General features: G+C 41.5%; 15 protein-coding genes. 10 read left to right on the top strand and 5 right to left on the bottom strand.

From position 1 onward, the window contains the following. Positions 1–184: 184 nt before the first annotated feature. The 5 genes from FD725_RS10725 (at position 185) to FD725_RS10745 (ending at position 8,930) form a co-directional block, all read left to right on the top strand. On the top strand, positions 185–2,734 hold the full coding sequence (locus FD725_RS10725; protein WP_179048123.1) for a CHAT domain-containing protein: 2,550 nt from the start codon (positions 185–187) through the stop codon (positions 2,732–2,734). Positions 2,735–2,924: 190 nt separating this feature from the next. Further along, positions 2,925–3,980, top strand: coding sequence for a DUF928 domain-containing protein (locus FD725_RS10730; protein ID WP_179048124.1), 1,056 nt, complete (start codon positions 2,925–2,927; stop codon positions 3,978–3,980). A gap of 126 nt (positions 3,981–4,106) precedes the next feature. Beyond that, complete coding sequence (locus FD725_RS10735; RefSeq protein ID WP_179051501.1) at positions 4,107–6,941, top strand: CHASE2 domain-containing protein; 2,835 nt, start codon at positions 4,107–4,109, stop codon at positions 6,939–6,941. Then, on the top strand, positions 6,938–8,242 hold the full coding sequence (locus tag FD725_RS10740; protein WP_179048125.1) for a sensor histidine kinase: 1,305 nt from the start codon (positions 6,938–6,940) through the stop codon (positions 8,240–8,242). Before FD725_RS10735 ends, FD725_RS10740 begins: the two co-directional genes overlap by 4 nt. A 352-nt stretch (positions 8,243–8,594) precedes the next feature. Continuing rightward, complete coding sequence (locus tag FD725_RS10745) at positions 8,595–8,930, top strand: XisI protein (RefSeq protein WP_179048126.1); 336 nt, start codon at positions 8,595–8,597, stop codon at positions 8,928–8,930. A 104-nt stretch (positions 8,931–9,034) separates the two neighbouring features. Here FD725_RS10745 and FD725_RS10750 read toward each other — a convergent pair whose 3' ends face one another. From FD725_RS10750 to FD725_RS10760, 3 genes are all read right to left on the bottom strand, one after another. Beyond that, the gene (locus FD725_RS10750) at positions 9,035–10,672 is read right to left on the bottom strand and encodes a tetratricopeptide repeat protein (protein WP_179048127.1); all 1,638 of its coding nucleotides are present in this window, start codon (positions 10,670–10,672) and stop codon (positions 9,035–9,037) included. Between the two features lie 91 nt (positions 10,673–10,763). Continuing rightward, complete coding sequence (locus FD725_RS10755) at positions 10,764–11,324, bottom strand: phycobiliprotein lyase (RefSeq protein ID WP_179048128.1); 561 nt, start codon at positions 11,322–11,324, stop codon at positions 10,764–10,766. Positions 11,325–11,737: 413 nt separating this feature from the next. Next, a complete protein-coding gene (locus FD725_RS10760; protein ID WP_179048129.1) occupies positions 11,738–12,415 on the bottom strand; it encodes a HEAT repeat domain-containing protein in 678 nt (225 codons plus the stop codon). Between the two features lie 180 nt (positions 12,416–12,595). Between FD725_RS10760 and FD725_RS10765 the strand changes: the two genes are divergently transcribed. Next, positions 12,596–13,030 (top strand): hypothetical protein, encoded by a 435-nt coding sequence (locus FD725_RS10765; RefSeq protein WP_179048130.1) that lies wholly within the window; start codon positions 12,596–12,598, stop codon positions 13,028–13,030. A 78-nt stretch (positions 13,031–13,108) separates the two neighbouring features. Here the strand turns inward: FD725_RS10765 and FD725_RS10770 are convergent, their stop codons facing one another. Continuing rightward, positions 13,109–14,107 (bottom strand): M28 family peptidase, encoded by a 999-nt coding sequence (locus FD725_RS10770; RefSeq protein ID WP_179048131.1) that lies wholly within the window; start codon positions 14,105–14,107, stop codon positions 13,109–13,111. A gap of 255 nt (positions 14,108–14,362) precedes the next feature. Between FD725_RS10770 and FD725_RS10775 the strand changes: the two genes are divergently transcribed. Both FD725_RS10775 and FD725_RS10780 read left to right on the top strand, forming a co-directional pair. Further along, positions 14,363–15,628, top strand: a complete 1,266-nt coding sequence (locus FD725_RS10775) for a sulfite exporter TauE/SafE family protein (protein WP_179048132.1) — start codon at positions 14,363–14,365, stop codon at positions 15,626–15,628. A 104-nt stretch (positions 15,629–15,732) separates the two neighbouring features. Then, positions 15,733–16,350 carry a hypothetical protein gene (locus FD725_RS10780; RefSeq protein WP_179048133.1) on the top strand — a complete coding sequence of 206 codons (618 nt, stop codon included), beginning with the start codon at positions 15,733–15,735 and terminating at the stop codon, positions 16,348–16,350. 60 nt (positions 16,351–16,410) lie between these two features. Here the strand turns inward: FD725_RS10780 and galE are convergent, their stop codons facing one another. Further along, positions 16,411–17,409, bottom strand: a complete 999-nt coding sequence (gene galE, locus FD725_RS10785; RefSeq protein WP_179048134.1) for a UDP-glucose 4-epimerase GalE — start codon at positions 17,407–17,409, stop codon at positions 16,411–16,413. Positions 17,410–17,658: 249 nt separating this feature from the next. Here galE and FD725_RS10790 point away from each other — a divergent pair, with 249 nt between their 5' ends. Next, positions 17,659–18,288: a hypothetical protein gene (locus FD725_RS10790; RefSeq protein ID WP_179048135.1), complete on the top strand. Its 630-nt coding sequence runs from the start codon at positions 17,659–17,661 to the stop codon at positions 18,286–18,288. Between the two features lie 113 nt (positions 18,289–18,401). Further along, positions 18,402–20,153, top strand: coding sequence for an ABC transporter ATP-binding protein (locus FD725_RS10795; protein ID WP_179048136.1), 1,752 nt, complete (start codon positions 18,402–18,404; stop codon positions 20,151–20,153). The last annotated feature ends 139 nt before the right edge of the window (positions 20,154–20,292 follow it).

A 20,292-nucleotide genomic window follows, 5' to 3' on the forward strand; every position in this document is an offset into this window, starting at 1 on the left:
ATTTAGTAATTGCTTTACAGTCTCTACACCAGTTGTAGTTTTTACCCTTAACTGAACCGTATTGCCTGATCAACGATCGCTATCATCAACTGATAATCCTAGTTCTTAGTTGGGAATCATACATATAGTCATTTCCGCAAAATCTGTTTTGTGACTAATCTCATCTGGAAATAAACAATTATTTATGATTTTCCGAATTAAACAAACTCGTTGGTTATATATCGGTCTGAGTATTTTTAGTTTGTGTTTAGTATTGCATATTGCACCGATAAAAGCATCATCACCAGTTACAAACACCCCAGTTCTTTCTGTTTCTCAACCTGCCAATGGGCTAGAACAGGGACGGAATCTTTACCAATTGGGACGGTTTCCGGAAGCAGCTATTGTTTGGCAACGGGCGGTACAAGAATATCATCATCAGGGCGATCGCTTAAATGAAGCTCTTGGTTGGAGTTATCTTTCTCTAGCACAACAACAACTCAATCAATGGCCAGCAGCGAAAAACTCTATTGAGCAAAGTGTCAAGATTTTGCAAACAGCTAAACCCTCGGCGGATGCGATTGTTTGGGCGCAAATACTGAATACTCAGGCGAATTTACAACTAAATATGGGACAAGGGGAAACTGCCCTGGAAATTTGGCAACAAGCGCAAAAATACTATGAGCAAGCAGGCGATAAAATAGGCAGTTTGGGTAGTCAAATTAACCAGGCGCAAGCCTTACAAAGTTTGGGATTCTACCGCCGCGCCAAACAACAGCTAGAAATGATTATGCAAAAGCTCTCAGCCATGCCAGATTCACCCATCAAAGTCAGTGGGTTGCGATCGCTGGGTTTAGCTTTACATTCTCTCGGTGATTCCCGCAGCCAGGAAGTTTTAGCACAAACTTTAGCTACAGCCAATAAAATTGGCGAAAAGACTCAGTTAAGCTCGATTCTGGGGAGTCTAGGCAAGGTGGCATCTGACTTTCAAGACCCGGAAGCAGCATTAAATTACTTTGAAGATGCACAAGCGGCAGCTACGAACCCCAATGAAGTTCTCCAAGCCCGGTTAGCTCGGTTCAAGTTATTGGTGGATTATGACAAGCTAGAATATGCGATTCCCCTAGCACCTGAATTACAACAACAGTTAGCAGTACTGCCACCCAGTCATGGTTCTCTTTATGCCACGATCAATTTTGTTGCCACTGTAAATCGATTGGCAAATCCTCAGCAAATTTTACCAGTTAAAGACTTGGCACAACTGATGGCAATGACAGTTAAGTCTGCACAAGAGATTCAAGATGCCACTGCCGAGGCTTATGCACTGTATCAATGGGGACAACTCTACAGTCGGCAAAAGCAGTGGTCTGCGGCACAGGAATTAGCTCAAAAATCCCTCGATGTTGCCCGTCAACTGCAAGCTGATCATATTATTGCTCAATCAGCATGGCTCTTAGGAAAGTTGTATAAACAACAAGGCGATCGCCAAGCCGCAATTACAGCTTATCAGGAAGCGGTGAAGTCATTAAAAGCGTTGCGGGGGGATATGGCAGCCGTCAACCCTGATGTGCAATTTTCGTTCCGCGAAAGTGTGGAGCCTGTTTATCGGGAACTGGTGGGTTTACTTCTAGATGAGCAACCAACCCAAACGGCATTGGTGCAAGCACGAGAATTGATTGAGTCACTGCAAATTGCCGAATTAGATAACTTTTTCCGGGAAGCTTGTTTAGATAAAACTCAGCAAATTGACAAATTTGACTCTTCTGCAACAGTTATTTACCCCATCATCCTCAGCGATCGCTTGGGAGTGATTCTCTCTCAAGCTGGACAACCTCTACGTTACTATGTGACGCAGAAATCGCAAGCGGAAATTGAGCAAACCCTGGATAATTTTTTAATCGCGCTGAATCCTGTCTCCAATGTTCAAGATCGAGAACGATTTTCCCAACAGATTTATGATTGGCTGATTCGTCCAGGGGAACAGCAACAAGCTTTTAAAAATACTCAGACCTTGGTGTTTGTTTTAGATGGTAAGTTACGTAACATTCCCATCGCCGCTTTATCTGATGGTCAGCAATATCTGATTGAGAAATATGCTGTGGCACTCTCACCAGGATTACAACTGATGGCTGCTTCATCACTCCAGCAAAATAAAATGCAGGCGATCGTTGGCGGTATCAGTCAATCTCGTAATGGCTTTAGTGCTTTACCTGCCGTGGAATCGGAAGTGCAGCAAATTTCCCAAACCCTACCTTCGGCAACCTTACTCAACCAAAAATTTACCTCTCAAGCTCTGGGCGATCGCGTCAAATTCGGTAATGCTGATATTGTTCACCTCGCCACCCACGGACAGTTTAGCTCTCGTCTCGAAGATACCTTCTTACTTACGTGGGATGGACAAATTAATGTCAAAGAGTTATCCGAACTTTTAAAAAACCGTGGTGGAGGTGCATCAAAAGCGATCGAATTATTGGTACTGAGTGCTTGTGACACGGCAACTGGAGACGATCGCGCTGTTCTCGGATTGGCTGGTTTAGCTGTCAAATCCGGCGCTCGTTCCACGATCGCTACTCTCTGGCCTGTCAAGGATAAAGCAGCACAACTGCTCATGACTCGCTTTTATGACCAACTAAGGCAGCCCAAAATTACTAAAGCTGAAGCACTACGACAAGCACAAATTAACCTGATTCGTCAAACTGATTTCCATGAGCCGTTCTTTTGGTCTGCTTTTGTTTTGGTAGGAAACTGGCTTTAACTACGTAATAATACTTGCTATTTCTGCATAAAAAGCTAGTCTCTTTATGGAATCTTTGCTGAGATTGAGCTATAAAAGCTAATAGTATGTTCCCTATTTAGGTTCATATTTTGGACATGACTAATGAGTTTTTAGCACAATGTTTTTCAAGTATTCAATGTCACCAGTTAATAAGATGAGGTGAAAGATCATGAAACGCCGATATTTAACTAGCACATTGAGCATCATCGCTCTGATTGCTAGTAGTACATGGGTTAGTGCCTATGCTGTAACATTTACTCCACCGCAGGACAATAGCGCTCCCAGTCAAGCTACTGGCGGGGCTTCTAGAGGCATTTTCTTTACTCCCAAGCAAGGGAATAGCACACCTAGACAAGCCACTGGTGGAGCTTCCAGAGGCAATCTCTTTACTCCCAAGCAAGGGAATAGCACACCTAGACAAGCCACTGGTGGAGCTTCCAGAGGCAATCTCTTTACTCCCAAGCAAGGGAATAGCACACCCAGACAAGCTACTGGCGGAGCGTCTAGAGGCAATCTCTTTACTCCCAAGCAAGGGAATAGCACACCCAGACAAGCTACTGGCGGAGCGTCTAGAGGCAATCTCTTTACTCCCAAGCAAGGGAATAGCACACCCAGACAAGCTACTACTGGCGGAGCTTCTCGCCTGGGTACATACTATTTGAATCCGACAACTGTAGCCGCAGGAGGATCAGCAGCATTAGTTGCCCTACTACCCGAAAGTTTCTTTGGCACAACGGTGTTGGCACATCCAACAATTCTGGTAAATCTCCCAGCTTCTAACGCCGAAGAAGCTGTCTTCAGCCTCAAGGATGAAACTGGCAACACCCAGCATCAAATGACGATTCCTGTTAAGGGAAAAACTGGGGTGATAGCAATCAAATATCCTGCCGATGCACCTGCTTTAGCTGTAGGGAAAAACTACCACTGGTTCCTAGCATTAAAAGTGGATGGAACACTCAATCCCAGTACGCCTTACGTTGATGGTTGGATTCAGCGTATCCAGCCTGATGCTGAATTGGCAAAAGTGATGCAGCAGGAAGATGCTTTCAATCAAGCAACTGCTTTCGGTCAAAAGGGAGTTTGGTATGACTGTGTAGCAACTCTAGCAGCGTTGTATACTGCTCAACCCAACAATGCAACTATCATCAAGCAATGGGAGGAGCTTCTTTCCTCAGTTAGCTTAAAGGATATTGCTACAGTTCCCTTAGTGGCATCTGCTAATTAGGGACTGGGGACTAGGGAATGGGAAATAGGAAAGAGTTGACTAATACCCAATCCCTAATCTCCATGACCCAATCCCACTAATAGCTGATCAATGCTAACCAATATTACTTCAGCCTGTACCAGAATTATGTGGGGCAAGTTCCAAGCTTTCATCCAACGCTCTCGCAGTGTTTTGATTATTACCCCTAGTGTTGCTCTAACAATTATGGTTGGGCAATCATTAGGACTTTTTAATTTGCCTGAGTGGAAACTTCGGGATCAATGGGTGCGACTGCGTGCTTGTGAAGGACGCACCCTTTTTAGATGTTCGCAAAATACCATAGCTGAGGAAATCGTCATTGTCACAATTGATGAACGCGATATCCAATCAGTTGGTAAATGGCCAGTTCCAGATTGGTCATTAGCAAAATTACTCGCCCAAATCCGATCGCAACAACCCCGCGCCATTGGTTTGGATCTCTATCGAGATTTACCAGAAGGTAGTGGATATGAACAACTGCTGCAAATCTTCCGCAGTACTCCTAATTTGATTGGTGTGGAAAAAATTACTGGGGAGCGTGTCAATCCCCCACCAGAACTGCAAAAACTTGATCAAGTAGGCTTGGCAGATTTGGTGTTGGATGGCGATCGCCATGTGCGTCGCGCCTTACTGACAGCTGAAGATACTAAGTCAGCAGGAAAAATTAAGGCAGGACTGGCAACTTTGGTAGCACTCAAGTACCTAGAAGCAGAAAAAATTACTTTAGAATCTATAGACGAAAAGCGGCAGAAATTTCGTTTAGGTAAGCAAATTTACTTGCCATTACAAAATCAAACGGCAGGTTATGGTGATGCGGATGTCGGTGGCTATCAAATTCTCCTCAATTGGCATGGTTCAGAAACTGCCTTTCGCACAGTGACGATGCGGGATGTGTTGGCAGGTAAAATTCCCGCAGACTTGATGCGCGATCGCATGGTTTTTATTGGCTCAACTGCTGCTAGTACAAATGACTTTTTTAGCACTCCCTTCAGTTCTTCGTTGATTTCTGCTCAAAAACCGACAGCAGGTGTGGTGATTCATGCCAATATTGCGCATCAATTAGTACAAGGAGCAAAAACAGGTAAAGCCAACCTCTCTGGCGTGTCTGGGATAGCTGCGTCTTTGTGGATTATTCTCTGGTCTTTTGTGGGTGCGGGTGGTAGTTGGTGGTTAGCTAGTGCGCGGACTGGACGACAGATTCCCGGTGGGAAAATTCTCTGGGCAACTGTAGGTATCAGTGGGGCATTTTTGGCGGGTGGCTATGGGATGTTCTTACAGGGTGTGGTGATGCCAGTGACACCCCCTTTAGCCGCCTTTATTGCTAGTGTCATTGCGACGATCAATGCTTATAAACAAGAGAAATTAGAAGAAGCAAATCGGCAACTAGAAATTGCTAATAGTCAACTTCTAGATTATTCCAAAACCTTAGAGTTAAAAGTCCAAGAAAGAACTCACGAACTCCTAGAAGCCAAGCAAGCAGCTGATACAGCAAACCAAGCCAAGAGTGAGTTTCTAGCGAATATGAGCCATGAACTACGTACACCGCTTAATGGTATTTTGGGTTTTGCCCAAGTGCTAGAGCGATCGCCACATTTGACAGAGAAAAACCGCCAAGGTGTCAACGTCATCTACCAATGTGGTTCACATCTGTTGATGCTGATCAATGATATTCTGGATCTCTCTAAAATTGAAGCTCGGAAATTAGATTTGGTGGCAACTAATGTCCATCTAGCCTCTTTCTTACATGGTGTGACTGAGATTTGCAGTATTCGCGCCGAGCAAAAAGGCATCGGATTTAACGTCTTAATTGGCGATTCTCTACCAGTTGTCATTCAAGTGGATGAAAAGCGATTACGGCAAGTATTGATCAATTTACTAGGCAATGCGATTAAATTCACAGATAACGGTAGTGTCACCTTTAAAGTAGATGTGCTGGAAACTGAAAATAATCCTCAGTCTCTCATCTCCAAGATTCGCTTCCAGATTGAAGATACAGGTATTGGGATGTCAGCAGACCAACTAGAGAAAATCTTTTTAGCCTTTGAACAAGTCGGTGAAGTTGGGCGCAAATCTGAAGGTACTGGTTTGGGATTAGCCATCAGTCAAAGAATTGCTATGTTGATGGACAGCCAAATTCAAGTACAAAGTCATCTGGGTGAAGGAAGTATATTTTGGCTAGATTTAACACTACCAGTACCAGTTGCCCATGACTGGCAGACACCAGGCTACACCCTCAGCAATCAGAAAATTATCGGTATTCAAGGTAGTGTGCCGCAAATTCTCATTGTTGATGATGATGAGAATCACCGTTCTATATTGACTCGGATATTGCAAGAAATTGGCTGTGAAACACTAGAAGCAGGTGATGGTCAAGATGGGCTAGAGATGGCAAAGGAACATCAACCGGATGCAATTGTCTTGGATTTAGCTATGCCTAAAATGGATGGTTTTGAGCTAATGATTCAATTACAAAAAAATTCACTAACTCGAAATATTCCGATGATTGTTTCTAGTGCCAACGTCTTTGCCGAAAATCACCAACGCAGTTTAGAGGCTGGTGCAACTGCATTCTTATCTAAACCGATAAAAGTTGATGAACTGTTAAATGTACTGCGTTCTGCTTTTGATGTGGTAGGAGAGCGATCGCCACTCCAGGTTGAGTGGATCTATGCTCCATCAGAGCTTGAGGAGTCATCTGTAAAAAATGAGCCAGTTAATAATAGTGAGTTGATTTTGCCATCTCAAGATGTTTTGCAACAACTTTATCATCTGGCAATGATGGGTGATATTTCAGCAATTGAAGAAATGAGCCAACAGTTAGTTCAGCAAGACAGTCAATTAATTTCCTTCGCTACTGAGTTAAACAAACTCACTGCCAATTTCCAAACTGCAAAAATTCGTAAGTTTATCAAATCATTTATCGTAACGGAGTCATATTTATGATAGTTGAGTCTGTTGTCAAGCCAATTCGGATTCTTTTGGTAGATGACAATCCTAATAATTTGAAAGTGTTATCAGAAGCGATTCAAGTATGTGGTTGGAAAGCGCTGATGGCCACAGATGGAGAAGCAGCGATCGAGCAAACAGAATATGCCCGTCCCGATTTGATTCTCCTAGATGTGATGATGCCAGGTATTGATGGATTTGAAACTTGCCGCCTGCTGAAAGCTAATGCCGTTACTCAAAATATTCCCATCATTTTTATGACTGCTTTAGCTGATGCTACAGATAAGGTAAAAGGGCTAGAAATTGGTGCAGTTGACTATATTACCAAACCTTTCCAACAAGAAGAAGTTATTGCTCGATTAAAATTACATCTGAAAATTTCCCACCTGACCCAAACTTTAGAAGAAAGAGTACAAGAACGCACCGCAGAATTAACTCAATCTCTCGAACAATTAAAACAAACTCAACTACAGCTAATCCAAAGTGAAAAAATGTCTATTCTGGGACAACTTGTTGCTGGTATAGGTCATGAAATTAATAACCCTATAGGTTTTATTAATGTCAATTGTTCTCATATTGAGCAATATGTCAAGGATCTGCTGCTTTTAGTGAGTTTGCAACAGCAAAAGTTACCAGACTCAGATCCAGAAATTGAAGAACTGATGGAAGAAATTGACTTGGAGTATCTCAAAGAGGATCTGCCAAAACTTCTCGGTTCAATGTACCAGGGAATTAGTCGTCTTAAGGAAATCAGCCTTTCTTTAAGAACCTTTGCTCGTGCTGATATTTCATCTAAGGTGGAGTTTCAAATTCACGAAGGGATTAATAGCACTTTGATGCTGTTAAAACATCGACTCAAAGATCAAAGCGATCACCCAGGCATCAAAGTAGTAACAAAATATGGGGAATTACCCCCAATTAATTGCTATCCTGGACAATTAAATCAAGTATTTATGAATATTATTGCTAATGCTATTGATGCTTTTGATGAGCTGCATAAAAACCGAGCAAAACATGAGTTAGCTGCTGATTATATTTATGCGATCACCATTACTACATCCATTGAACGTCAGCAAAAAACGGTGACAATTTGCATTGAAGATAATGCTTTGGGGATGCTTCCTGAAGTGCAATCAAGAATTTTTGAGCAATCTTTTACAACTAAGCCTGTAGGTAAGGGAACTGGGCTAGGATTAGCTATTAGCCACCAAATTATTGTTGATAAACACAATGGAGAAATTAATTGCTCATCAATTTTTGGTCAGGGAACCCAGTTCACGATGACACTGCCAGTTTAGCTATAGGAATCCGATTTGATTTCTAAAATTACTTGCTTAGATAGGCAATTTTTACACCTAGTCGTGTTTAGCTGGTAGAATTAAGTAATATAAATTAAATTTAGATTTTAGATTGATATAACAATGTCTGTAAAAAAGCGATTTGTTCAAATAGTTGTATCTATAGTGGTTCTCAGTGCAGTGAGTACAGGATCAATTTTTTAAACGCAGAGGGGCGCAGAGGTAAGCGCAGAGTAACGCTGAGGTCTTTCTAGTTTTATTAGCAATTTACTGAGTACCTCATCAGATAAAAAAGCTATAAATACCAGTTGAAACTTTTGATTTACGATCCTAAACAAGAGGTCATTGTCGAATGGAAAAGGTAGAAAAATATCGGCAGTTAGTAAAACAAATCCTAGCACAATATGCAAGCTATAAATTCTCATCAGGTGAAATTGAAGTGATGCCTGTTTTTGATTTAGAACGGGATCACTATCAAGTTGTGAGTGCTGGATGGAAAGATGAGCGAAGGATTTATGGCTGTTCGGTGCATATTGATATTAAAGATGGCAAAATTTGGATACAGCATGATGGAACTGAGATTGGATTTGCGGATGAACTTGTCAAACTAGGAGTTGCTAGGGAGGATATTGTACTAGCATATCATTCACCATTTATGCGGCAATTTGATGGATTTGCAGTTGGTTAGAGAACTTTTTTTACTTGGGTTTAAATTCAACTCCAGTAAGAAAGTGAGGTGATAAGAGTAGATTGCTTAACTACAAGGATTGGGACTGCAAAAAAGTAGAAAGATTAAAAATTTAAAATATCTATAGATTCTTCTATTTCTAACTCGAGAATTCTCTCTCGTGTATCTTTTAGTGCTGCTAAATCACCTGCTTGACGATATATATCTGCTGCTTTTTGAAAATCTGCAATGGCTTTTTGCTTGTCTTTCATGGCAATGAGAACATTACCTCGATTGTAATAAGCATTGGCGTAATGGGGATTAATTTCGATAGCTTGGGTATAATCAGCGATCGCTCCTATTTCATCCCCTAAATCATAACGCGCATTACCTCGATTATAGTAAGCATCAGCATAATCAGGACTAATCTCGATGGCTTGAGTATAATCAGCGATCGCTCCTATATAATCTCCAATATCAGCACGAGCATTACCACGATTTTTGTAAGCGCTGGCATCATGAGGATTAATTTTAATTGCTTGGGTAAATCCTTGTTGATACCCTAAAAGATAACGGGAAATACCACGGTTTTTATAAATATCTGCATACTGAGGATTAATTTTAATCGCTTGTGTATGGTCTTCAATTGCACCTTGATTATCTCCTAGATGAGAGCGTGCTTCGGCACGATTTTTATAAGCGATGGCAGCTAGGGGATTAAGTTTAATTGCTTGAGTATAATCATCAATTGCTGCTTCATAATCTCCTATTTGTACTAAAGATAAACCACGTTTATGATAAGATTTGGCATCATGGAGATTCAGATTAATTGCTTGGGAGTAATCAGCGATCGCCGCTTCATAATCTCCTATTTGATAATAAGTTAAACCTCGTTTATAATATAGTTCAGCATCAGTAGAATTTATCTGCAATGCTTGATTATAATTATTAATAGATGCTGCATACTCTCCTTTAGCAAAACATTCATCACCAAGGTTGCTATAATCTAAATTTAATTCTTCATCTCGATTGTAATGTAAAACTTTTTTGATTTCCGTATATAATAAAGAATGTTTAAATAATTGGTCATTATTTGTAGGAGAGGGTAATCCTGGCTGATGTTGATAAATTTGTGGTCGCGGCTGATGATGATTACTTATCGGTGATTGTAAACTTTCTAAATAGCCCCATAAACCACCACCATACAATAATTGCTCTATGCCAAATGAAATTTTTCCTGTTTTCAACTTAATCATTTGCGTAGGCAAAAAGCCAGCTAATAATAAATGATATTGTGATTGGGCTTCGTTAACTTCCTCTTGAATTAAAATGCAAACTACAACTGCATTTTTTTCAACTTCTTCTGAACTAATTGACCATCTCACTCTGTCGATACTGCCGTGACGAGATTTTACTTCAACTCCAATATTAGGGTTATTAGTTAAGGTAAAATCTATCTTCCCATCACCACCAAAACGCTTTTCGTAATCTACTTCGGTAATTAAATTAGCTAAACGTTCCTTGACGACTTCCTCACCTAATTTTCCCTTGAGATAGCTGACAAAAACATCTCGAACTGGCGAAACTCGCTTATATTTTTCCGCCATCTGCCAACAAAAACCCCTTAGAGCCTTTAATCTCTCACCAGAGATAATTGTTAACTCACTGTATTGACCTTCTATTTCACAGTGCAGCAGACAACCAGATGATAACCTTTTAATAAAATCAGACTGTAGCGATCGCAGTAGCGTAATCCAGTCCATTTAAAGTTCTGCGAGTTTTTTGATGAGATTATCTTATTAATATATAGCAGTCGAGACATAGCACTGCTACGTCTCGACCAGAATTTTTCTCCTATTTAGAACTAGCTACTTCTGATACCTTCGCCACAGATGGACTACCACCCATACGAATTTCCGAGGTAAAAGAAGCCATACTAAAGCCACCGAAGCGCTTTAATACACTGACACGCATTCTGAGATTAGGACTAGCGAACCATAGGCGTTCTTCAGACCACATGGTTTCATACTCTGTAGTTAGCGTCAAAGCGTCATCACTGCCCATCTTATAACGTCCAGCTACAGGAGCCTTTTCAGCATAACCCATTTCTCGCAGTAATCTGCCTTCATGAGGATTATCTGCATCTGGCACAGTTACCAACACCGTAGATCCCGTGTGTTTTTCTTCATCCCATTCCATTGTGCCGTTCCAGGTAACTCTTGCACCACAGGAGGCTTCACTAGGAGGAACTTCGTACAATTCACAGAGTTTGATCACTTCTGGATGATCTGCGGGTAGAGTTTCAATGACAAGATCAGACTTACCATCTTCAGATTGCTTAAACGCCAAATGATGACTGGTGCGATGAGAAAACCATTTGCCAGCACTTAATTCAAAAAATTCTTCAATATTCATGAATGAAATTACCCTGAGTTAAAATTCTCAAAATCCCACTTATTATTATTAAAAGCTAGAAGAGACATTGATCTCAACAATGAGTTATGAGTGGAAGTCAGAGAGTTATGAGTTGTGAGTCTACCTCTAATTAGTACTGACAGATTATAGTTATAGCGATTTTCATGCTGATGAAGTACACCACTCTAATCCAGAGGTCGTAGGGGCGGGTCAAGTGAGATACTGGTGAATAATATCAGCATATCTGTTAACCCGCCCCTACTTGCTTGTGAGAAATGCGGGTAGCCTCTGTTGACTAAAAATCTGTACCTCACTCAACTAGGAAAAGCCACAACACAAGATCGACTCCTTATTTTCTTTCTTTTCACTCAGCACTCCTTACTCAGCACTTAGCACTCACCACTCAGCACTCGTTACTTTTGCTCCATTTCCTCAAGTCTCTTTAGACCAATCCTAGCTGCTTCCGCTACATTGGGATGACTATCTTTTTCCAAGTATTTCAATGCTGATACACTCTTGGGAGTTGGCAGATTACCCAAGGATTCTGCTAGCCTTTGTCTAACTAACCAATCATCTGATTGGGCAAAGCGCAAGAGACTATCGACAGACTCGATATCTTGAATTTCGCCTAAAGCTGAAATGGCAGCTTGTTGCAACACTATTTCTTTACTCTCTAATGCCTGAATCAAAATTTGATGGGCCCGTGGATCTTTAAGATTACCTAAAGAAACAGCCGCGCTAAAGCGGACTAGCCAATCGGTATCTTCATAAAAAGCTCGTGAAAGCACTTCAAAAGCTCTAACATCACCTAAATAGCCCAAAGCACCAGCAGCATCAGCACGAATGCCATAATCCGGGTCATTTTCCAGAATTTTAACCAAAATTGAGTAACATTCTGTTGTTTGTTTGATGCCTAGAGCAAATATAGCCATCGATCGCAGTTGCAACGATTCATCATTCAACACCTTTTTAATCAAAGGTACAGCATCCTCAGCTGGTATATTTCGCAAACTAGCAAGGGCTACCATGCGATCGCGCAAATTTGGACTTTCTAACTGATCAGCAATTTCCTGTAATTGTGAAACACTCATTTACGTTTTTAGAAAATTCTTAACTTATCTTTACTTTACTTTACCTGATTTCTCCTGTGAGTTTTTGGGGAATTAGAGAGTGGGGAGGGAGGGAGGGAGTGAGAGAGTGAGGGAGAAGAAGAAAATCTAATGACTAATGACTAATGACTAATGACTATTGATTAATGACTATTGATAACTATGAAGCGTAGAATTACTTACTATATAGGAATTTTGCTAGTTTCGTTAATTTTAATTACACTTTGGTGGCCGGTTGATGATTCACAGTGTAATGCAGAAGCTTTTTTGGCATCAAAGAGAAAAAAATTTCAAGTCCAAGCGACTGAAGTAGTAGTTCAACCGTGGCGTGGCGAACATCAGGTATATGGAATATTTGTAGTTCCTGATGAATATAAGGAAACACCTTTTTTTGTGTTGACAGTCAAAGGTTTTGGCAGTGATTGTTCTAAACCCTTTGGTTATAGTCAAAACTATAGTGACATTTTTGCTGAACCAGGAACTCATCTAATTAGAGATTATCTCAGAACGCGGATTGCATTCAGATTAATTCTGCAAGGTTTATATTTCCAATTAAATCAGCCTGAAAACTGGACTTTGACTTATCCGCGAAAATGAGTGAGGGAGTGCTGACTAATGACTAATGACTAATGACTAATGACTATTGACCATTGACTATTGACTCTTGACCATTGACTATTGCCTATTAGCCAAAAAATTTACAGCATTAACTACTATTTGAGCAGAACCAGCGAAAAACGATCGCTCGATATTTGCTGGTGTATCACTGGGTTGGTGGTAGTGGGGGGTGCGGAGGTTGGCTGTATCGGTGACTAAAACTGCACCCACGCCTTGATACCAGAATGACGCATGATCGCTGCGGAGTGTATCAGGGGTAAGTATACCTTTTAAAGGAATTGGTAGGGTGAGGATGGTGGGGAGATTTTGGTGATGGGTATTTTCAAAGGCTTTGAGTAAAGGCAAATGTTCGGTATCACCTACAGCTACTAAAAAATCACCTTTGTCGCTGGGGGGTGTAACAGGTAATGCTGTGGGGTATTTTTGACAGCCAGGAATATAGCAAGCATAACCAACCATGTCTAAAATTATCACGCCTTGGAGATTTTGTAAGCGTTTGGTTTTGGTGACAAAAGCTTTACTCCCGATTAATCCTGCTTCTTCTTTGTCAAAAAAAGCTAATTGTAAAGTCCGGGGTGTGGGATGGGAGGCAAAAAGTCGGGCAATTTCTAGTAAGACAGCCACACCACTAGCGTTATCATCTGCACCAGGGGAAGCAGCTACTGTGTCATAATGAGCGCCTATCAAGATTGCATCGGCTGTGTTGTCAGTTCCCTGACGTTGGGCGAAGACATTGACTCCATCAGCAAATTTTTCTAACTTTGGTGTCCAACCAAATTTACGTAGTTCGTTAATGATATACGTTCGAGTGTGCGATCGCTCCACATTTGTATAACGCTGAAAATTTAACTTTTGAATATGCCCTAATAAATTATCGACAGACACTTGTAAATCATGACTGACTTCTTGCTGCGTTGGTTGTGGTTGGGGTGTCGTCACTGGTGTACTGACAACAGTTTCCGGTAAGGGACTTTGCTCAAAAAAAGCACTACCCCTACTACCGACAATTACAACTACCACTAATACCAACAGTATCAACCAAATCCATTTTTTCATCTCAAGTTAATTTTTGTATCCCAGACTTACGGTAACGTAAACAATGAGAGACGAGGGGACAAATCAATTCAAAATTCAAAATTCAAAAGGGGACAAGGGGACAAGGGGACAAGGAGAAAATTACTTAATTACTCTTTCCCCCACTCCCCCCCTCTCCCCATCTCCCCATCCCTCCTTTTGACGGCTTGTCTTTTGACAAAAGTTACTAATATAAACTAAATTGCTGCCCTAGAATTGTGCCTCCGGATTTTGTCTATGCTAGATTTATCACTTATGATCATCCTGGGGTTTTTGGGCAGTTTTGGGCATTGCTTCGGAATGTGCGGCCCCTTGACAGTAGCATTTTCCCTGTCTCATCAAAATCCAACTCCTCACCAAGATGATTTGAGACAGATACCACCCCAAACAACCTCTCCGACTTGGCAACAGCAATTAAAGTTTCATTTTTTGCTCAACTTGGGAAGGATGTTGAGTTATGCCCTTGTAGGTGCAGGAATTGGGGCGCTGGGTTCTGTGCTATTACAAAGTGGACAATTGGCGGGTGTGGGTAGTGATTTCCGGCGGATGATGGCAATTATTACTGGTGTGATGTTGATTTGGTTTGGCTTGGGACAATTAACGCCAGATTTAATCCCACGTTTGCCAGTATTACATCCTCTACTCAAAAGCAATTTACATAATCGCCTAAGTACGGGAATGATCAAACTTTCCTTACAAAAGCGTTGGTGGACACCGATGCTTTTGGGTATGACATGGGGTTTAATGCCTTGTGGTTTTTTATACGCTGCTCAAATTAAAGCGGCGGAGACTGGTAACTTATGGATAGGCACAGCGACTATGCTGGCTTTTGGTTTGGGAACTCTACCCACTATGCTAGGTGTAGGTGTATCCACTTCTTTAGTAAGTCAAGATCAACGTAGTCAGTTGTTTCGTTTAGGTGGTTGGATTACCCTCATCATTGGCACAATCACCTTGCTACGCACTGGTGACACAATGGTAGATTACACCGGACACGCAGCATTGCTGTGTTTAATTCTGGCATTGATTGCCCGTCCCATCAGTAAAATATGCCCATCTCTGCTGCGTTATCGTCGTGTTTTGGGGGTTGGGGCATTTGTATTGTCTGTAGTGCATACCACCCACATGATTGAACATTCATTAGGGTGGAATTTTGCGGCTTTTTGGTTTTTACCACCAGAATTTCAATTGGCGATCGCTGCCGGTGCTGTAGCATTAATATTAATGACCCCCGCCGCTTTCACAAGTTGGGACTCATTACAAAAATCTTTAGGTAAATACTGGCGGCAAATTCATTTGTTAAGCGTCCCAGCTTTGTTGTTAAGTGCAATTCATGCGGTGTTGATTGGCTCTCATTACTTGGGTTCCCTACAATTAACTTGGGCAAATAAATTAGCAACACTTCTCTTAGGAATTATCACCCTCGCTATATTGCTGCTGCGTTCAAAATTTTTGTGGTCAAAGTTAGCCCCAGAAAAATTTTATGTGCCTCCGAGGAAGTAGAGGAACAAGGGGACAAGGAGAGAATAACTAATTTTACTGACAACTGACAAATAACCACTCATGTCCATTTTTATATAGCAGGTGTTTTACCAATTAAAAATCCCATGTTATTCACAAATACCAGTGTCCATCAGCGTCTGACATTATTATTTGGTTACTTGGTTTTATCTGTAACCAATGTTCCATTAGCTGCTGCCCATAAGATAGAAGTTGCAGCAGATGTTGGTGGTACACTGCATATTGAACCTAATGATAATCCTCGTGCTGGGGAGTCTACACAAGCTTGGTTTGCTTTGACTCGTAAAGGTGGGAAAGTCATACCCCTGCAACAATGTAACTGTCAATTAGCTGTCTACGCTGAACCCCACACACCTGATGAACCAGCACTCATAGAACCATCCCTAAAACCAGTCAATGCGGAACGCTATCAAGGCATACCAGGAGCAGATATTACTTTCCCTAAAGCAGGGATTTATCAACTACAGCTTAGTGGTAGACCCACATCTGGGGCAAATTTCCAACCTTTTAAATTTACCTTTGAAGTAACTGTGGCAGGCGGAAGCACAGTTAATGCACAAAATTCTAAATATGTCAATAAAAATATAGCTGTAGCTAGTAGTGAATCTCAGCCTAATCTCATACCATTGTGGGCGATCGCTCTACCAATTGTCGCAGTTTTAGGCATACTCTTAGTCATCAATAAGCGGGGGAGTAGAGAATAGCCGTAGAGACGTAGCACTGCTACGTCTCTACAAGGATTTTTTGTTTCCCACTCCCCATTTTTACTTATGTCGCTGTTGATGCCATTGCCAGGCGTGAGTCACAATGTCTTTGATATCGGCATATTGGGGTTGCCAGCCGAGAATTTTTCTGGCTTTTTCGCCACTACCAATTAAACTGGGGGGATCTCCAGGACGGCGATCGCTTTCTTCTACTGGTATAGTTAATCCAGTCACTTTTTCGGCTGCTGTAATTACCTCTCTGACGGAGAAGCCTTGGCCGTTACCTAAGTTAAATACTTCACTATCGCCACCCTTGAGTAGATATTCCAAGCCCAAAACGTGAGCATCGGCTAAATCATTGACGTGAATATAATCTCGAATACAAGTTCCGTCAGGTGTGGGGTAGTCAGTGCCGAAAATGGAGATGGCTTGGCGTTTACCTAAAGCTGTCATTAGTACCAAGGGGATGAGATGGGTTTCAGGGTTGTGATCTTCCCCTAATAAACCGTTGGGATTAGCACCAGCCGCATTAAAATAACGGAAACGGACTGATTTGAAATCGTAAGCTACATCAAAATCAGACAGAATCCTTTCCACCATTAACTTTGTCGCCCCATAGGGATTAATCGGGTTTTGGGGATGATCTTCGGGAATGGGAACAACTGTTGGTACACCATAGGTGGCACAAGTGGAAGAAAAGACAAATTTCTTTACAGATGCTGCCAACATTGCTTCCAACAGGGTTAAAGTCCCTAAAACGTTGTTGCGGTAGTATTTAGCAGGGTCAGATACAGATTCGCCTACATAAGCATAAGCGGAAAAGTGCATGACGGCATCAAAATGACGAGATGTAAATAAATCATCTAACAAAGGGCGATCGCCTGTGTCACCTACCACCAGTTCTACTTGCAAAACCTTTTCTACTAGGTCACGATGCCCATAGACTAAGTTATCTAGTATCACCACGTCGTAACCTGCTTGTTTGAGAGCAAGTACAGTGTGCGAACCAATATATCCTGCTCCCCCTGTGACTAAAATACTGGGCTTTTCGGGTGACATAGTTTTTCCTTTTGAGTGACAACTACTCAATTAATTTAGATTACGGGTGTGTCAAATTACCAATCTGAAAATTATAAATATTAGACGCAGTGGTTAAAAATTGCACTAAAATCACTACGACGGTGTTCTTTGGTGTGAGGGTTGAGGTATTTTAAGTCAAGTAATGATGCAATTACTGTTGACGTTAAAATAAATCCACTTAATTAAACCTCTAGGATCGCCGCAAAAGGAGATTAGAGAGTAAATCTTATGTTTCTACTATTAAGCAGAATCCTGCTGTGGCTACTGATTGGTACGATTGTCTATTCACTGTTCCAGCGAATTTACCCAACTGGCAATTTTGCTGGCAGATTTCTCTTAATTTTGTTGCTGCTGATTGTAATTCTGTCGTTTGTTAACCCTGATGAACCAGCAGTGGCTGCTTTGTGGCAGTTTGTCTCGTTTCCCCTCAAACCTCTGGGGGCTTCAATTTTGCTCTTGTTTTTTGGCGCGCAGAAAATTGTCAAGGGTGGCGGTATAGACAAGCCAGGAGGATACTATTTAGGCTGGGCATTGGGAATTTTAATCTTGTCCAGTACACCTGTAGTAGCATACTTTCTAGGTAATCCACCCGTCCCGGCAGCTCTATTACCTACTGAGACTTTGGTAGCTTTAAACCCGGCAACTACTGATGTTACTGGGAATAACATCTTACCTAATTTCAACTCTCTGGAGATGAAAGCTCCGCCGATTTTGTTGCAAAATCCTCAAGAAATTAGAACTAGAGGTTTGCGGATTGAATATTTTGTCCCCAATGCCCAAACACTACAACAAACAACGGTAATCTGGGAGAGTTATCTACGTGAGATTTCTATCTTCTTACGTGGACGCAGGGCATAAAGTGTGAGGCTATAGCAATTCAAAATTCAAAATCAAGAAAGAATGACTTAGCATTTACCACTAACCACTCATTACTCATCACTCAGCACTCATCACTCAGCACTCATCATTGAATGGCACAATCTCGAAGAATTGCTAAACTGGCTGCTTACCTGCTTCCCCATTGGCGAGAGGCGGCGTTGGGCATTTTGGCTTTGTTGTCGGTGAATGGGCTGGGTGTCTATATTCCCTGGTTGATTCGCGCTTGTCTTGATAAACTGTCTACGAGCTTTAACTGGAACCAAATACTACACTATGTAGTAATTATTATTTTACTCAGTTCTGCGATGTTGATGATCCGCATGGCTTCGCGGATTTGGTTGTTTGGTGTGGGGAGACAGGTAGAATTTGATCTCAAGCAACGGATTTTTGAACATCTCCTCAAACTAGAGCCTGCTTACTTTGCTACCAACTCCATCGGTGATTTGATTAGTAGAGCTACTAGTGATGTAGAGAATGTCAGGCGGTTAGTGGGTTTTGCTGTCTTAAGTTTTGCCAATACCTTTTTTGCCTATGCTCTAACTCTACCAGCCATGCTGACAATTAGTGTGAATTTGACACTATCGGCTTTGGCTGTGTATCCTTTGATGTTTGTGTTGGTGAATTTGTTTAGTAATCGGTTACGCCAACAACAAGCAGTAGTACAAGAACAACTCTCTGATATCAGTGGGCTAATTCAAGAAGATATTAGCGGTATTGCTTTAATTAAAATTTACGCCCAAGAAGAAAATGAGCGTCGAGCTTTTGCTCAACAAAATCAGCAGCTTTTGACGGCTAACTTGGAATTAGCCAAAAGTCGCAATACTCTATTTCCTATCATCGGGGGTTTGGCAAGTCTCAGTTCACTGGTAATTATCTGGCTAGGAACAGGACAAATTGCAGATGGAACATTAGCTGTGGGTGATTTTTTAGCGCTGTTGATATACATTGAGCGTCTAGTTTTTCCTACGGCTTTGTTGGGTTTCACCATCTCAGCTTACCAGCGAGGTGAGGTGAGTATAGATCGTTTAGAAGCTATCTTTAGTGTCACAGCTAAAATTCGAGATGCTGATGATGTGATACATCTCCCAGTCAATGAAGTGAAAGGGGAATTAACTGCCAAAAATCTCAGTTATACTTACCCTGACTCGGCTAACCCAGCTTTAGATGAGGTTAATTTTACAATTAAGCCTGGGGAAACAGTAGCAATTGTGGGTGCTATCGGTTCTGGTAAGTCAACTTTAGCTAATGCTTTACCCAGATTATTAGAAATTCAGCCAGGACAGTTGTTTCTCGATGGGCTAGATATTACTAGTATAGCTTTGACCGATTTACGCGGTGCGATCGCCTACGTCCCTCAAGATAGTTTTTTGTTTAGTACCACTATTAAAAATAATATCCGCTACAGCGACCCCAATAGTCAATATGAAAATGTCGAGTATGTAGCTAAATTAGCGCAAATTCACCCAGAAATTATTAACTTTCCTCAGCAATATGAAACTCTCGTCGGTGAACGCGGTATTACCCTATCTGGTGGGCAAAGGCAGCGTACAGCTTTAGCTAGGGCTATGCTTGTCCATGCCCCCGTTTTAATCTTGGATGATGCCCTTTCCAGTGTAGATAATCAAACAGCTACACAAATCCTCAACAACCTCTCCGGTGGTACAGCACGCAAGACAGTAATTTTTATCACCCATCAACTTTCGGCGGCGGCAGTGGCTGATAGAATTTTTGTTATGGATAAAGGGAAAATTGTCCAGATTGGCAACCATCTCCAACTAGTCCAGAAAGATGGTCTTTACAGAAACTTATGGAGCCAGCACCAAGTAGAAGAACTACTCCGTTAGTTTTTCATTTCTCTGTGCCTCTGTGACTCTGTGGTAAACAACATAACTTTTCAAACCACAGAGACTAATCTTAGCATTAGTCAGATTTATGGATAGCGTTAGTTTTGATCACAGTCGGGGAAGTATAAAGTGTCAAAAA

Source organism: Nostoc sp. TCL26-01 (genome assembly GCF_013393945.1).
Classification (GTDB): Bacteria; Cyanobacteriota; Cyanobacteriia; order Cyanobacteriales; family Nostocaceae; genus Trichormus.